Source organism: Hydrogenophaga sp., assembly GCF_030373245.1.
In the GTDB taxonomy this organism is placed as follows: Bacteria; Pseudomonadota; Gammaproteobacteria; order Burkholderiales; family Burkholderiaceae_C; genus Hydrogenophaga.
In genome coordinates this window covers 1,023,305-1,039,338 of record NZ_JAUCZF010000001.1, presented here as the reverse complement: position 1 = coordinate 1,039,338, position 16,034 = coordinate 1,023,305, and the positions used below count along the sequence as shown (strand labels likewise).

Here is a 16,034-nt window from a genome sequence, read left to right as displayed (position 1 = left end):
GGTCAGTCGGTGTCGAGTTCGAAGTGCACGTTCAGCCGCCTGCTCGGGCCGTTCCAGTCGGCGGCCGAACGAAGTCGCACCAGCAACTGGTCTTCCAGGGTGTCGCTGGCGATGAGGCCTGCATGCACCAGGGCTCGCTCACCGGACACGAGGCGACCTGGCAGCAGTCGGCCCTGGGTTGTCCAGCTGACCTCGATGGTCGAGGATTGATCGCGCGGCAGCACCATGTAGATGCGCCCACTGCGGCCCACCCATTCGCGGGTGGCGATGCGCACGTTCACCCGCACCCAGGCTTCCATGCCGGTATCGGGCTGACCCGGTGCGATCGCGCGCCACTCCATTTGCACCGTGGGCGGTACGGTGTGGCTTTGGGAATCGTCGAGGCGAAACGGGCTGGCGGTGGCGTGGCCAGCCCACAACAACGCGCCTGTCAGCGCACAGGCGATGGCGCGCTTCATGGGCTGGTCATGGTGTAGGTCACCCGGCCGTTGTAAGTGCCGGCCGCTGGCACGGTGCTGTTGGCGTAGGTGAAGCGGTGGCAGTTTTCGATGTAGGTGTTGGCGGGCACGCTGGCCAGTGTCTGTTGGCCGCCGTTGAAGGTGCCTGCGGGGATGACGTTGGGGGCGTTGCTGCCCGGCGCGGACACCGTCCAGCTGATCTGACTGAAAGGAATGCTGTCACCGCCGGTGGTGGTCAGGCTGGCCGGGGAAGTCACGCTCAAGGTGGCACTGGCCGGCCCATTGCCCGCGTTGCTGCGGCGGTAAGACGCACCGATCAGGATTTGCGAGGCCGGGTTGGCGCAGGTGGTGAAGCCGTCAAACAGGCTCTGCGACTGTGTGCTGTTGGTGCTCATGGCCTGTGGTGCGCCGCTGATGAGCTGGGCGCCCGTCAGGTTGACCTCGACGCGGTTGATGGTGCCGTTGTTGGCATTCGCCGTGCCATTGCCCACGTGCAGGAACACGCGGCGCGAGGCGGCGCCGATGCTGAGTGACCACGCGTTCGCCGCGTCGGCACCCAGCAAAGCCACGAGCGCGAGCAGCGTGGTGCAAAGGGGGCGAGGCAGCGGAGAGGTAGCGAGAGCAGGCACGGGAATCATTGTCCTTCAGGCACGGTACCGACGGACCGGAGGGGCCACCAAAGCACGAAGGAGGACTCCTGCGCGCAGGCCCTGCTTCGGCTGGGGTAGTGGCGCGGCTGGCGCCGCGCCACCACCGGGTGTCACGTGCTCAGGGCATGGTCGCGGTGTAGGTCACGCGGCCGTTGGTCGTGCCGTAGGTGCCGGGTGCCACCACTGCGGTGTTGGCGTAGCTGAAGGTCCAGTTGGCGGTGCGGCTGGTGATCCGGGTGCCCGAGCTCAGGCCCAGGTTGACCGAGGCGCCAGACGGAGCCGGGCTGTCGAAGTTGGCAGCATCTGAAGAGACCGCGGTGATTTCGCTCCAGGGGATGGTGTCACCAGCGCCGTTCGCCAGGTCGCCGGTGTTGGTGCTGGCCAGGGCGATCACGCCGTTGTTGCCCAGCACACGCACTGGCACCACGTTGCCCGTGATGGCGCCTGCCGCGGCGGTGGTACCGACGGCGGCTGGGTTGGTGGTGTAGTCAAAGGTCACGGTGTCGACAGTGGCGTTGTCGGCCAGCCCGGCGGCGCCGGTGCCCACGGCCAGGAACAGCACGCGCGGGATGATCACGCGGAAATCGAGGTTGGCGGCGGCCGAGCCGGCGCCGACAGTGAGTTGAGACTCTGCCGAGGCCAGCAGCGGGGCGGCCAGGGCGAGGGCCAGGGCGGACTTGACGAACAGGTGCTTTTTCATGGGGTTTCCTTCCGGGAGAGGGTGAGCGGCGCTGTAACACTTTTTGAACAGCGGGCGCCGGGGGCTGCGATGGCCGAATGGTACGGAACCCACTCTTTGATCACAAGCCAAACGCCGGAAAAACGTCACGAATTCAAACACTTACGCGACTTAACTGCGTCGACGGTCGAATTTTGGGGACGAGCGGTGGCCAGGCACCCTCAAGTTCGACCCCTGTTTGCCGTGGCTACCCCTTTGGTATTCAGATGCGTCAGTGGCAAGGCGCTGGCCGCCTTGACCTCGCCCAGCGAAAAACTGGTGTGCAAGTCCTTCACGTTGGGCAGGTTGAGCAACACCTCGCGCGCGAAGCGGCTGAAGTGGTTGAGGTCGGGGCAAACCACCTGCAGCTCAAAGGTGCCCGAGCCGCTGATGTAGTGGCAGGCCACGACTTCGGGGATGTCGCGGATGGCGGCCTCCAGCGAGCGGGTGATGTCGCCGCTGTTTCGCTCGGCATCCAGCCGCACAAAGGCCAGCACACCCAGACCGATTTTTTCCCGGTCCAGCTCGGCCCGGTAGCCGCGGATGAAGCCGGCGGCCTCCAGCGCGCGCACCCGGCGCCAGCACGGTGCGGCCGAGAGACCGACCCGGCTCGCCAGCTCGGCATTGGTGAGGCGGCCGTCCTGCTGCAATTCGTTCAGGATGGCCAAGTCAAACTTGTCTAACGTTTCCATAGTGCCCATATTCTAGAAAGAATCGTGCTTTTGGAGGCCTGTAAGGCGCACGAAAAGCAAACACCTGTCAAGCGGCGGGTCATACACTGTGCGGCACACTGAAACCAGCCGACCTGGCCGGTTTTGGCATCCAGCCACCGCCCACAAGGCGGTCCCACTCGTCAGGAGACCTGCATGAACGCGCCGCTGCCCGAACACATCCGCAAAGCCCTCGAAACGGTGACGCTGGATGACAAGTACTCGCTCGATGTCGGGCGCGCCTTCATGAGCGGGGTGCAGGCGCTGGTCAAGCTGCCCATGCTGCAGCGTCAGCGCGATGCCCTGCAGGGCAAGAACACGGCGGGTTTCATCAGCGGTTACCGCGGCTCGCCGCTGGGTGGCTACGACCAGGCACTGCAAAAAGCCGCCCCATACCTCAAGCAGCAGAACATCGTGTTCCAGCCGGGTGTGAACGAAGAGCTGGCGGCCACCGCGCTCTGGGGCACGCAGCAGCTGGGGTTTGCCCCCCAGGGCAGCAACAAGTTCGACGGCGTGTTCGGCATCTGGTACGGCAAGGGTCCTGGCGTGGATCGCTGCTCGGATGTTTTCAAACACGCCAACATGGCCGGCACCACGCCCTGGGGCGGCGTGATCGCTGTGGCGGGCGACGACCACGTGGCCAAGAGTTCCACCGCAGCCCATCAGAGTGACCACATCTTCAAGGCCTGCGGCCTGCCGGTGTTTTTCCCGTCCACGGTGCAGGACATCCTCGACCTCGGCATTCACGCCATTGCCATGAGCCGCTTCAGCGGTGTCTGGGCCGGCATGAAGACCATCCAGGAAATCGTGGAATCGAGCGCCACTGCAGTGATCGATCCTGAGCGCGTGAATATTGTCATTCCCGAGTTCGACATGCCGCCTGGAGGCGTGCACATTCGCTGGCCCGACCACGCGCTTGACCAGGAAGCGCGCCTGTTTGACTTCAAGTGGTACGCCGCGCTGGCTTACATCCGCGCCAACAGGCTCAACCACAACGTGATTGCCGGGCCCAACGACCGCTTTGGCGTGATCGCCAGCGGCAAGGCCTACAACGACACGCGCCAGGCCCTGCTCGATCTGGGTCTGGACGACACCACCTGCCAGCGCATCGGCCTGCGGTTGCACAAGGTCAATGTGGTGTGGCCGCTGGAAGCACAGACCACGCGCGAATTTGCCACCGGCCTGCGCGAGATTCTGGTGGTGGAAGAAAAGCGCCAGGTCATCGAATACCAAGTCAAGGAAGAGCTGTACAACTGGCGCGGCGATGTGCGTCCCAACGTGCTGGGCAAGTTTGACGAAGTGGAAGGTGACTTCAGTGGCGGCGAATGGAGCATGCCCAACCCCAGCGCTCACACGCTGCTGCGCGCCAACGCCGATCTGAGCCCGGCCATCATCGCCCGCGCCATCGCCAAGCGCCTGCGCAAGCTGGGGGTGCCCGAAGACGTGCAGGCGCGGATCGACGCGCAACTGGCGATCCTGACGGCGCAGGAGCAGGCCATGCAGACGCTGCTCACCCAGGGTGTTCCCGGTGCCGAGCGCCAGCCCTGGTTTTGCTCGGGATGCCCGCACAACACCAGCACCAAGGTGCCCGAGGGCTCGCGCGCCATGGCCGGTATCGGGTGCCATTTCATGACGATCTGGATGGACCGTGCCACCGAGGGCTTCACCCAGATGGGCGGCGAAGGCGTGCCCTGGGTGGGGCAGCAGCCGTTCAGCCACGACCGGCACATGTTCGCCAACCTCGGCGACGGCACCTACTTCCACAGCGGCATCCTGGCGATCCGCCAGAGCATCGCCGCCGGGGTCAACATCACCTACAAGATTCTTTACAACGATGCGGTCGCCATGACAGGTGGCCAGCAGGTGGGTGAGCGGCCCGAAGGCCACAGCGTGGTGCAGATTGCACAGAGCATGCGTGCCGAGGGGGTGGCCAAGATCTCAATAGTGACCGACGAGCCAGAGAAGTACGCTGGCGTGAGTGGTTTGCCGGCCGGTATCGCCATCCAGCACCGCGACACGCTGGACGCGGTGCAGCGGGAGTTCCGCGAGATCGCAGGTACCACCGTCATCATTTACGACCAGACCTGCGCCACCGAAAAGCGCCGCCGCCGCAAGCGCGGCACGCTGGTGGAGCCCACCGAGCGCGTGGTGATCAACGAGCTGGTGTGCGAGGGCTGTGGCGACTGCGGCGTGCAGAGCAACTGCCTTTCGGTCGAGCCGCTGGAAACCGAATTCGGTCGCAAGCGCACCATCAACCAGAGCACCTGCAACAAGGACTTTTCCTGCGTCAAGGGCTTTTGCCCCAGCTTTGTCACCGTCGACGGTGGTCAGCTGCGCAAAAAGAAAAAGGGCCAGACCCGCGCCGAATGGACCGGCGGCGCCTTGCCCGAACCTGTATTGCCGACGCTCGACGCCGAAGCCTGGGGCGTGATTGTGGCCGGCGTGGGCGGCACCGGCGTCATCACCATTGGCCAGCTGCTGGGCATGGCCGCACACATCGAAGGCAAGGGCATCGTCACGCAGGATGCGGCGGGTCTGGCGCAAAAAGGCGGCGCCACCTGGAGCCATGTGCTGATTGCGGCGCACCAGGAGCAGATTCGCACCACGCGCGTGGCGGCGGCGGCGGCCGATCTGGTTATCGGCTGTGACCCCCTGGTGGCCGCCCACAAGGAAACCTGGGCGCGGCTTCGCACCGGTCGCAGCCATGTGGCTCTCAACAGCAGCGCCACGCCGACGGCGGCCTTCGTGACCAACGCCGACTGGCAAAACCCGTCGCAGGCTTGCGTCGACGCGCTCACCGGGCAGCTGGGCAGCGAGGCCGTGGGCGTGTTCGATGCAGAGGCGGCGGCCAATCGGCTCATGGGCGACAGCATCTACACCAACCCCATGATGCTGGGCTACGCCTGGCAGCGCGGCTGGGTGCCGCTGGGCCACACCGCGCTGATGCGCGCAATCGAGCTCAACAACGTGCAGGTGGACAACAACAAGGCGGCGTTCGAATGGGGCCGCCGCGCCGCGCACGCCCCGCAGGTGTTCGCCACGCTGCTGGCCGACGGCGGCGCGCAAGTGATCCAGTTCAAGCCGCGCGAGAGCGTGGCCACCGTGATGGCTCGGCGGGTGGAGTTCCTCACCACCTACCAGAACAAAGCCTACGCGGCGGAGTACCAGGCGTTTGTCGAGCGGGTGCGCAAGGCAGAAGCGCCGCTGGGCAAATCAGATCTCACGATGGCGGTGGCGCGCAGCCTGTTCAAGCTCATGGCCTACAAGGACGAATACGAAGTGGCCCGGCTGCACAGCGACCGCTCGTTCCACGACCGCATTGCCGCGCAGTTCGAAGGAGATTTCAAGCTGCGCGTGCACCTGGCGCCTCCCTTGTTGGCCAAGAAGAATGAAAAGGGCGAGCTGATCAAACAGAAATATGGTCCGTTCATGTTCACGGCTTTTCGCTGGCTGGCCAGGTTCAAAGGTCTTCGTGGCACCGCGCTGGACGTGTTCGGTCGCACCGAAGAGCGGCGCACCGAGCGCGCGCTGATCGGCGAGTACCGCAGCGCAATCGAAGGGCTGCTGCCCGATCTGGACGCGGGCAACCTCACGCTGGCGGTCGATATCGCCCGTGTGCCCGAGCAGATCAAGGGTTTTGGCCATGTGAAAGAGCGCAATCTGGCGGCGGCGCGCAGTCGCTGGGCGGACTTGCAAGCGCGCTGGGCGGCTGGCGAAATAGCGGACGTTCGCGCGGCCTGACCGGCTCGCAGTACCCTGCCCGTGAGGGCTGGTGTCAACTGCGCGCCGCGCAGGTGCCGCGGCGTGAACCCCTTTTCCATGGACCCAGGCAGGGGCGCGGCTTACAATCGCCGGTTGTTCCCGGCACCTTCCGGGCGGCCGGATTCCGCGCTGTCCCCAGGCCGGGCGCCGTCGCAACTGTCCCCGTTGGAGAATTCCCGTGTTCATTTCTTCCGCTTATGCCCAAGCCGCCACTGGTGGCGACACCCAGTCCACCATCATGGGGCTGCTGCCTCTGGTGCTGATGTTTGTGGTGCTGTACTTCGTGATGATCCGGCCCCAGATGAAACGCCAGAAGGAGCACAAGGCCATGGTCGAGGCCCTGGCCAAGGGCGACGAGGTGGTTACCGCTGGGGGTTTCCTCGGCAAGATCTCCAAGATCGGTGAAGCCTACGTCGGCGTCGAGCTGGCGTCGGGCGTGGAAGTGCAGATGCAGCGCTCGGCTGTCACGCAGGTGCTGCCCAAAGGCACGGTGAAGTGACCCCCCCGCGCCGCGCCTGCGGCGCGTCACCCCCCAGGGGACAACGCTGGCGGCCCGGCAGAGCCGGTTCCGCAGCGTTCTGAACAACTCCCCTGCACACTGGCGTCTGACCATGAACCGTTATCCCCTCTGGAAGTACCTGATCATTTCGGTCGCGCTGGTGATTGGCGGGCTGTACGCCTTGCCCAATCTGTTTGGTGAGTCGCCGGCGGTGCAGGTGTCGGCAGCCCGCTCAGCGGTGCGCATTGATGCCACTACCGTCAACCGGGTCGAGCAGGCGCTGGCGGCCGCATCGCTCAAGCCCTCTTTGATTCAACTGGACGACAACTCGGTCAAGGCCCGTTTCGACACCACGGACGACCAGATCAAGGCGCGCGACGCCCTGGAGCGCAGCCTCAACCCCGACGCCACCAACCCCGAGCACGTGGTGGCGCTCAACCTGCTGCCCCGCACGCCGGCCTGGCTCGCCGCGCTGCGCGCCTCGCCCATGTACCTGGGTCTGGACTTACGTGGTGGTGTGCACTTCATGCTGCAAGTCGACATGCAAGCTGCTCTGCAGCGCCGCACCGACGTGCTCACTGGCGATCTGCGCACCGCCTTGCGTGAACGCAGTGTGCGCCACAGCGGCATCAGCCGCAGCGGCCAGACCATCGAAATCCGCGCCCGTGACAGCCAGACCGCAGACGCAGCGCGCGCCTTGATCCAAGACCAGTTTGCCGATCTCGAAGTCAGGGAAACAGTCGAGGGCACCGACTACCGCCTGATCGCCACCTTGCGTCCAGAAGCAGCCCGGCTGGTGCAGGACCAGGCGCTCAAACAGAACATGACCACGCTGAGCAACCGCATCAACGAACTCGGGGTGGCCGAGCCGGTGATTCAGCAGCAGGGCGCCGACCGCATCGTGGTGCAGTTGCCTGGTGTGCAGGACACAGCCAAAGCGAAAGACATCCTGGGGCGCACCGCCACGCTGGAGGTCCGGCTGGTGGACGAAAGCTCTGAAGGCCTGTCGGCCGAGCGCGGCAATGGGCCTGTGCCATTTGGTTCCGAGCGCTACCTGGAGCGCACCGGCCAGGCGGTGATCGTCAAGCGCGAGGTATTGCTCACGGGCGAGAACCTGACGGATGCCCAGGCCGGCTTCGACGACACCCAGCAGCCAGCGGTGCACCTCACGCTCGACGCGAAGGGCGCGCGCATTTTCCGCGATGTCACGCGCGACAACGTGGGCAAGCGCATGGCCATCATCCTGTTTGAGAAGGGCCGCGGCGAGGTGGTCACTGCGCCGGTGATCCGCACCGAAATCGGGGGTGGTCGGGTTCAGATCTCGGGCGCCATGACCACGGTGGATGCCAGCGACACCGCGCTGCTGCTGCGTGCCGGCTCGCTGGCCGCGCCGATGGAGATCATCGAAGAGCGCACCATCGGACCTAGCCTGGGTGCGGAAAATATCGCCAAGGGCTTCAACAGCGTGATCTGGGGCTTTGCCGTGATCGTGCTGTTCATGTGCGTGTACTACATGCTGTTCGGGGTGGTCTCCAGCCTGTCGCTGGGCTTCAACCTGGTGCTGCTGGTGGCGGTGCTGTCCATGCTGCAGGCCACGCTGACCCTACCCGGCATCGCGGCCATGGCGCTGGCGCTGGGCATGGCGATCGACTCCAATGTGCTGATCAACGAGCGGGTGCGTGAAGAGTTGCGCCGCGGTTCATCGCCCCAGGTGGCGATCAACGCTGGCTACGACCAGGCCTGGGGCACGATCCTGGACTCCAACGTCACCACGCTGATCGCCGGTGTGGCGCTGCTGCTGTTTGGCTCTGGCCCGGTGCGCGGCTTCGCCGTGGTGCACTGCATCGGCATCCTCACCAGCATGTTCTCCAGCGTCTTCTTCTCGCGCGGCCTGGTGAACTTCTGGTATGGCCGTCAGAAGAAACTCAAGACGGTGTCCATTGGCACCGTGTGGCGCCCGGACGGCCCGGTGCCCGCCACCAAGGCCGACTGAATCGTCGCCTCGCCCTAAGGACACGCCATGGAATTTTTTCGCATCCGCAAAGACATCCCGTTCATGCGGCACGCATTGCTGCTCAACGCGATTTCGACCCTGACATTCATCGCCGCGGTGTTTTTCCTCGTCACGCGAGGGCTGAACTTGTCGGTGGAGTTCACCGGCGGGACGGTGATGGAGGTGGCCTACGAGCAGCCAGCCGATCTCGCCGCGGTGCGGCAGGTGGTCGAGTCACTCGGTTATGCCGAGGTGCCGGTTCAGAACTTCGGCACATCACGCGATGTGTTGCTGCGCCTGCCAGTGCAGGAAGGCAAGAGCTCAGGCCAGCAAAGCGAAACCGTGCTGGCAGCGCTCAAGGCGCAAAACCCGGCGGTGGAGTTGCGCCGCTCGGAGTTTGTGGGCCCTCAGGTGGGGCAGGAGCTGGTGGAGGACGGCCTCAAAGCGCTGGCGATGGTGATCGTGGGCATCATGATCTACTTGGCGTTTCGTTTCGAATGGAAGTATGCGGTTGCAGCCATCATCGCCAACCTTCACGACGTGGTCATCATTCTGGGCTTCTTCGCTTTCTTCCAATGGGAATTTTCGCTGGCGGTGCTGGCTGCGGTGCTGGCGGTGTTGGGCTATTCGGTCAATGAATCTGTGGTGATTTTTGATCGCATCCGTGAGAGTTTCCGCCGCCACCGGAAAAAGACGACGGTGCAGATCATTGACAACGCCATCACCGCGACCATCAGCCGTACCATCATCACGCACGGTTCCACCGAGATCATGGTGCTGTCGATGTTGTTGTTCGGCGGCCCTACCCTGCATTACTTTGCACTGGCGCTGACGATTGGCATCCTGTTCGGTATTTACTCCTCGGTGTTTGTGGCTGCAGCCATCGCGATGTGGCTGGGTATCAAACGCGAAGATCTGGTCAAGAGCGGGCCGAAACAAGAGGGCGACCCGGACGATCCCAATGCGGGTGCTGTCGTGTAGTGCTGACGGATTCGGGTGGCCGAAGCGGGAGTGCCGTCCGTGAACTATTTCGCATTCGTGTCATACTGAAAACATCGTGTCCTCTCCCGATCAGCATGTCTCTTCCCTGGCCAAACAGGCCCGTGAACTCTTTGTGGTTCAGGTGGGGCGCATGCTTCCAGAGTTGGCCAAGGCCTGCGACAAGCGCCTGACGGCTGTACTCGACCAGGCCGGACCGGCGCGAGAGATGCAGATCCGGCGCGATGCCTGGACCGGATTCCAGAAACACCAGACAGCCTGGCTGAATCAGAGCCGAAAAGCCATGCAGCGAACTTTGCTGCCCGGCTTTTCCCGCTCTGGGGGCACGCCGACGAGCACGGGCGGTGGCCTGGAGCTGGTGGCCGAAGGTGCCATCGACGACCAGATCATGGCGTCGCGGCTGGCGATGCGGGTGCTGGACACCTCGTCCACCGAACTCAACGAATTGCGGCTGCGCATTCAACACCTGGAAAAGCGCCAGGAGCTGCCGCGCGGCGACGTGTTGCTGCCCGATGTGACGGCCCGTGTGCTCGTCGACCAGTGGCTGGAGACCGGCATGACGCGCGAGGCCTGGCAGCTGGTGCAGGACAGCATGGCGCCAGTGCTCGGCGCCAAGATGCTGGAGGCCTACAAGGCGGCCAACGAATTCCTGATTTCCAGTGGCGTCCTGAAGGAAATTGATTTGCAAGCGCTGGTCAAGCGCACGCCAGGCGCTCGAAGCGCCGGTGGCCCTGGTGCAGGGGGGGGCGGCACCGATGGTGGTGGTGACGCCGGTGGTGGTGGCGGTGGCGGTGGCGGTCATGGTGGTCCAGCTGGCGGTTCGCAAGCTGGTTCCAGTGGTGGCCCAGCTGCAGGCTGGTCGGGAACGGGCCAGTCGGGATCGGCGGGTGGTGGTGCGGAGGATGCCGCTCGGGGACGCGGCGCACCAGCCTCTTCGGTGATGGGCGTGCACGACGAAACCCGGCTCCTGACCAGCTCCACGCCGCTGGCACGTGCGCGCATGCGGGCGCAAGGGGTGGTGGGTCGGCTCAAACGCTTGCTGATGGACAAAGTGGGTGGTGACTTCGAGGCCACGCAACTGATGGCGCCGCCTTCTGCACCGCTGCAGCAGGCCATGGCCCGTGCGATGCCGTCGGCTTTGGACCAAGCCGGTGCCCGCACCAGTGGCGGGGGCCTGCATGGCGGCGGTGTCGTCATGGGCTCTGTCCACGTCGAGCAGGCTGCGACCGAGTTGCGTCAGCGCACGACCGAACTCAAGCAGGCGGCCTCCACGCCCACCGAAAAGGCCACCATCGAGGTGGTCGCGCTGATGTTCCAGGCCATCCTGGCTGAAGAGCGCATCCCGCCCAGCGTGCGTGTCTGGTTTGCCCGACTGCAGATCCCGGTGTTGCGCGTGGCACTCGCAGAGCCCGAGTTTTTCAGTGCGCTGCAGCATCCCGCTCGCCGCCTGATCGACCGCATGGGCTCGTGCGTGCTCGGCTTCGAATCCAACGTAGGGTCTGCCGCGCTGGAAGCCGAGATCAAGCGCGTGGTGCAGGTGATTGAGCAGTACCCCGAGACCGGCCGCCGCGTGTTCCAGCTGGTGTACGACGAGTTCCAGAAGTTTCTGTCCACCTACCTCAGCGAGCAGGGCAGCGCGAGCCGCTTTGTCAGCGTGGCGCAGCAAGTTGAGCAAAAGGAAACGCTGTCGGTGCAGTACACCATCGAGTTGCGCAAGCTGCTCGACGACGTACCGGTGCGCGACGAGGTTCGCGATTTTCTGTTCAAGGTCTGGGTCGAGGTGCTGGCGGTGGCCAGCGTCAAGCATGGCTTGCAGCACGAAGAGACAAGCTCGCTCAAAAAGGTGGCGACCGATTTGCTGTGGGCCGCCAGTGCCAAGCCCAGCCGCACCGATCGCGCGCGCGTGATCCAGCAACTGCCCAACTTGTTGCAGCGCCTGCGCCATGGCATGAGCCTGCTCGGCTACACAGCTGGGCTGCAAGACCAGCACATCAAATCGGTGAGCGACATCCTGGCCGATGCGTTCATGTCGCGCACCGAATCCATCCCTCAGGAAAGTCTGGACCGCCTGTCGCAGCGCCTGACTCATCTGGAAGATTACCTGCCCGAAGGCGGCGTGGGTGATCTGGATCTGGACAACGAAAGCATCGAGATGATCACCGGCGTTGACGCCAGCAACATCGAGGTAGTCAATCAGGGTGGCAGCAAGCCCAGCGAGGCCATGAGGGCTTGGGCGGCGGAGTTGCAGATCGGGTCTTGGTTCGGGCTGGACCACAACGGTAAGTTCAACAGCGTGCAGCTGGCCTGGCGCAGCGAGCGTGGGCAGCTCTACATGTTTGTTACCAATGGCGGGCGCTGCTTCCTGATCCAGGCTGCGCGGGTTGCGGCCTATCTGCAGGCCGGGTTGCTGGTGCCGAGTGAAGAGGAAGCGCTGACCGTTCGTGCCACCCGCGAGGCCCTGGCCAAGCTCGATGCCAATCCCGAGCGCTTGTTGAACTGATCCACACCCGCGCCAGGTGTGCGGCGCCATGCCTCAGTTCGAATTTGAGCTGCTCGCGACGTCTCGCCTTCTCAACGTCGCCTTGGCATCAGCCTTGGCCCAGGCGCTGCAGCAGACCGCCCGGCAGACGCCCCACGCATCCTTCCAGCTCCAGCTCCAGCAGTCGCGCCTGCAGGTGCGCTGTGTCCAGACCGGTGCGGGCTTGCAGGGCGTCAAGGCTCACCGGGTCGAAGCCCATCACGGACAGCAGGCCTTCGGGGTCAGTCGGCGCAGGATCGTTTGGGGCGTCGGCCGCCGAAGCGCTGGGTGAGGTGAAGCGCAAATCCTCCAGGATGTCCTGCGCAGATTCCACCAGCTTGGCGCCCTGGCGAATGAGCGCATGGCAGCCTCGCGACTGCGGCGCGTGGATCGATCCCGGAATGGCGAACACGTCGCGTCCCTGTTCTGCGGCCAGTCGCGCGGTGATCAGCGAGCCCGACTGCACCGCGGCTTCCACCACCAGCGTGCCTTGCGACAGTCCGGCGATGAGGCGGTTGCGTTGCGGGAAGTTCGCGGGCAACGGTGGCGTGCCCAGCGGGTATTCGCTGACGATGGCGCCCTGAGCCGCGATGCGGTGCGCCAGCTCCAGGTGGCGTTTGGGGTAGACGCGATCCAGGCCGGTGCCGACGATCGCGATGGTGGGCGCTCCGCCGGCCAATGCTCCTTCGTGTGCTGCGCCATCCACACCCAGGGCCAGACCAGAGACGACGCACACGTCAGCTTCGGCGAGTGCGCGTGCAAACTGCCGGGCATTTTGTTCGCCCTGAGGTGTCGGGTTGCGGCTGCCCACCACGGCCAGACGCCGGGGATGGCTCAGGGTCTCGATCTGGCCGGTGACGTAGAGCAGCAATGGCGGGTCGGCCATCTGAAGCAGCTCGGGTGGAAAGCGCGAGTCGCCCAAGGCCAGAACGTGGCGATCAGTGCCACCGGCCAGCCAGGATGATGTAGCCGCGACAGTTTCGGCCAGGCCTTCCGGCGGGACGCCCAATGCCAGCTGCAGTTTGGGGCCGACCACCGCGCGCAGTGCGGCTGGGCTTTGAGCCAACACCGCCTCGGGTGGCCCGAAGGCGGCGAGCAGCTTGCGGGCGGTCTCCGGTCCGACGCCAGGGGTAGAGAGCAGACGCAGCCAGGCGCCCAGCTCGTCTGGCGTCACGACGCGATCACGGGTTGGTGAATCGGTCGCCGACCTTGACGCCGTCGCGGATATCCAGCACCAGGGCGTAAGACAGGCGGTCGAAGGTCTGGAACACCATCATCAGGCCGTTGCGTTCGCCCGGTAGGCGCAGCGTGGGACGGGCTGCATCGGTCCTGTCGGTCAGTGTGCTGGTTTCGCGCAGCAGCGCCAGCACATGTCCGCGCTCGATGCCGTCGGCCTTGCCGCGGTTGATCACCACCACCTGGTTCTGGGCTGCATAGGTCACCGCATTGCCCTGACCGACTGAAACGATCTGGCCAGTCTGCACACCGTTGGGCGCACTGGGCACGTAGTTGGAGAGCAGGCGCTCCGGATCTGGCAGCATGCGGTCGCCCACGCGCATTTCTTCCTTGGCCGCCACGATGTCGATGGTGGCCGGAATCAGCTCGGTCTGCACCTTGCCGTCGGCACTGGCCATCTGGCGCGACATTTCACCGCGTTCCAGTTGGGCCTTGCCCACGTACTGGGCTTCGTAACCGAGGATCTGACCGGTGGTCGGGTCCTTGAGCGGGGTGGCATTGCGGAAGACGCGGAAGTCGCGCGGCTTGCCTTCGTCCAGGCTCAGCGGCTCACCAGGCTCGCCGCTGCTGTACGCGCCGCGGGCGTAGGCACGGTCGCCGCGGCTCAACAGCACCCGCGTCTCGGGGGTGGCGACGATGCGCGGTGCGCGGGCCAGCGCACTCTCATCGACGATCAGCGACTCGGTCAGGAAGGCCTCGATGGCCTGCAGCGAGATGGGCGGCACGGCCGAATCGCTCAGTCCTTCCGAGCGGATGCGCGGCGAGACCTTGACCGTCTCCACGCCGCCACCAGGGCGGCGGGTGGACAGGGTGGCGCGGCCGTTGGCCTTGACCAGGTACAGCACCTGGTTGGGGAAAATCAGGTGCGGGTTGCGGATGTCCTGCAGGTTCATGCCCCACAGCTCGGGCCAGCGCCACGGGCTCTTGAGGAAGATGCGTGAGATGGCCCACAGCGTGTCGCCACGCTTGACGGTGTAGCTGTCGGGCGCGTCGGGGGCCAGCTCGGACAAGGGCACCCCGGCTTCGGCCACCTGGTTCGCCGTGGCGCGCTGGCCGGGGGTGATGGGGAAGTTGGGCACGCTCTGGGCCCAGGCGCTGCTGGCCAGCAGGGCTGCCACCAGGGCACTGACGCCAAACAGCGGTTGCAGGCGGGGCGTTTGGGAGCGGTTGGCGGGCGGGACGGTCTGGAATGGCATGTGTGGGCCCTGGGGCATGCGCGGCCGCTCAGACGTTGCGCCGGCACGGGGCCTGACAGCGAAGAAGCAGCCGCATTTTGGTCTTGACAAAGCGCATTTGATTCTGCGCCCAAGCCTTTGATTAGGCAATGTTTATGGATGAGCGTAGCCACGCAGCCGACGAAAATTGGCGAAAATAGCGACAAATTCACCACCCTCTTCCCCCGAGAGCACCGCCACCGCACCGCCCGTCACCGACGAGCGGTTTGGAGCGCCGTTTGACCCGATCGCATGACCTCCGCCGAGCCGTTACCCATCCTTTGTTATCCGGATCCCCGCCTTCACACCGTTGCCCGTCCGGTGGCGGCGGTCGATGCGCGCATCCGCGATCTGGCCGACCGCATGTTCGCCACCATGTACGAGGCCAATGGCATCGGCCTGGCCGCGACACAGGTCGATGTGCACGAGCGCCTCATCGTCATCGATGTGAGCGAAGAACGCGACCAGCCGCAGGTGCTGATCAACCCGCAGATCGAGTGGGCCAGCGAAGAAACCCGCAAAGGCGAAGAGGGCTGTCTCTCGGTGCCCGGCATTTACGACGGCGTCGAGCGATCGGTGGCGATTCGCGTGCGTGCACTTGATGCCAACGGCGCTGAGCGTGTCATTGAGGCCGAGGGCATGCTCGCGGTTTGCATCCAGCACGAAATGGACCACCTGATGGGCAAGGTGTTTGTGGAATACCTGTCTCTGCTCAAACGCAACCGCATCAAGAGCAAGCTGCTCAAGGCACAGCGCGAGGCGGAGCGGGGCTGATGAACTGGACGGCGCGTGCCCTAGGTCTGGGTCTCATCGCGCTGCTGGCGGGCTGTGCCCTCATGCCTGAGCGCGTGCCACTGGGCGCCACGCGCAGCGAAATCGAACAACGGCTCGGCAGCCCGACGGGGGTGTACGCGCTGGCCGATGGCACGCGTTTGCAGTACTCGCGCCAGCCCGCTGGTCAGCAGGTCTACAACCTCGATCTCGACGCTGGCGGTCGCCTGCGCCAGACCGAACAGGTGATGGAGAGTGCCTGGCTGGAGCGCATCCCGCTCGACCAGTGGACGCAGCAAGACGCTTTGCTGAACCTGGGCCGCCCAGCCATCGTCGAGCGGGTGGCGAGTTTTGATGGCGTGCTCTGGACCTACCGATTACGGGAAATGAGCACACCACGTTTTGTGCACCTGTACCTGGACGCCGCCGGCTTGGTTCGGCGCGTGAGCTTCAGCGACGAGCCTCTGCCCGACGATGTGTTTGACATGGCGCGCTGAGTCGTCTCT

General features: G+C 65.0%; 13 protein-coding genes. 7 read left to right on the top strand and 6 right to left on the bottom strand.

The window, feature by feature from the left end:
- Positions 1-2: 2 nt before the first annotated feature.
- From QUV25_RS04965 to QUV25_RS04950, 4 genes are all read right to left on the bottom strand, one after another.
- A complete protein-coding gene (locus QUV25_RS04965) occupies positions 3-458 on the bottom strand; it encodes a hypothetical protein (RefSeq protein ID WP_300861795.1) in 456 nt (151 codons plus the stop codon).
- On the bottom strand, positions 455-1,087 hold the full coding sequence (locus QUV25_RS04960; protein ID WP_300861792.1) for a hypothetical protein: 633 nt from the start codon (positions 1,085-1,087) through the stop codon (positions 455-457). Before QUV25_RS04960 ends, QUV25_RS04965 begins: the two co-directional genes overlap by 4 nt.
- Before the next feature lie 139 nt (positions 1,088-1,226).
- Positions 1,227-1,808 carry a hypothetical protein gene (locus QUV25_RS04955; protein ID WP_300861790.1) on the bottom strand — a complete coding sequence of 194 codons (582 nt, stop codon included), beginning with the start codon at positions 1,806-1,808 and terminating at the stop codon, positions 1,227-1,229.
- A 200-nt stretch (positions 1,809-2,008) separates the two neighbouring features.
- Positions 2,009-2,518 (bottom strand): Lrp/AsnC family transcriptional regulator, encoded by a 510-nt coding sequence (locus QUV25_RS04950; RefSeq protein WP_300861787.1) that lies wholly within the window; start codon positions 2,516-2,518, stop codon positions 2,009-2,011.
- A gap of 174 nt (positions 2,519-2,692) precedes the next feature.
- Between QUV25_RS04950 and QUV25_RS04945 the strand changes: the two genes are divergently transcribed.
- The 5 genes from QUV25_RS04945 to QUV25_RS04925 all read left to right on the top strand — a co-directional run bounded on the left by QUV25_RS04945 (position 2,693) and on the right by QUV25_RS04925 (position 12,289).
- Positions 2,693-6,277 carry an indolepyruvate ferredoxin oxidoreductase family protein gene (locus QUV25_RS04945; protein WP_300861784.1) on the top strand — a complete coding sequence of 1,195 codons (3,585 nt, stop codon included), beginning with the start codon at positions 2,693-2,695 and terminating at the stop codon, positions 6,275-6,277.
- A gap of 199 nt (positions 6,278-6,476) precedes the next feature.
- Entirely contained in the window at positions 6,477-6,797 is a 321-nt protein-coding gene (gene yajC, locus QUV25_RS04940) for a preprotein translocase subunit YajC (RefSeq protein ID WP_291011324.1), read from the top strand.
- A 112-nt stretch (positions 6,798-6,909) separates the two neighbouring features.
- Positions 6,910-8,790: a protein translocase subunit SecD gene (gene secD, locus QUV25_RS04935; RefSeq protein ID WP_300861782.1), complete on the top strand. Its 1,881-nt coding sequence runs from the start codon at positions 6,910-6,912 to the stop codon at positions 8,788-8,790.
- A gap of 27 nt (positions 8,791-8,817) precedes the next feature.
- Positions 8,818-9,771: a protein translocase subunit SecF gene (gene secF, locus QUV25_RS04930; protein WP_300861780.1), complete on the top strand. Its 954-nt coding sequence runs from the start codon at positions 8,818-8,820 to the stop codon at positions 9,769-9,771.
- 76 nt (positions 9,772-9,847) lie between these two features.
- Entirely contained in the window at positions 9,848-12,289 is a 2,442-nt protein-coding gene (locus QUV25_RS04925) for a DUF1631 family protein (RefSeq protein WP_300861779.1), read from the top strand.
- Positions 12,290-12,377: 88 nt separating this feature from the next.
- On the opposite strand, the gene dprA is transcribed toward QUV25_RS04925, so the two are convergent.
- Complete coding sequence (gene dprA / locus QUV25_RS04920) at positions 12,378-13,481, bottom strand: DNA-processing protein DprA (protein WP_300861778.1); 1,104 nt, start codon at positions 13,479-13,481, stop codon at positions 12,378-12,380.
- A gap of 7 nt (positions 13,482-13,488) precedes the next feature.
- A complete protein-coding gene (locus QUV25_RS04915; protein WP_300861776.1) occupies positions 13,489-14,739 on the bottom strand; it encodes a LysM peptidoglycan-binding domain-containing protein in 1,251 nt (416 codons plus the stop codon).
- A 270-nt stretch (positions 14,740-15,009) separates the two neighbouring features.
- Between QUV25_RS04915 and def the strand changes: the two genes are divergently transcribed.
- Together def and QUV25_RS04905 are read left to right on the top strand one after the other, a co-directional pair.
- A complete protein-coding gene (gene def / locus QUV25_RS04910; RefSeq protein ID WP_300861773.1) occupies positions 15,010-15,531 on the top strand; it encodes a peptide deformylase in 522 nt (173 codons plus the stop codon).
- Positions 15,531-16,025 carry a hypothetical protein gene (locus tag QUV25_RS04905; RefSeq protein ID WP_300861770.1) on the top strand — a complete coding sequence of 165 codons (495 nt, stop codon included), beginning with the start codon at positions 15,531-15,533 and terminating at the stop codon, positions 16,023-16,025. The genes def and QUV25_RS04905 overlap by 1 nt, the downstream gene beginning before the upstream one ends.
- Positions 16,026-16,034: the final 9 nt, after the last annotated feature.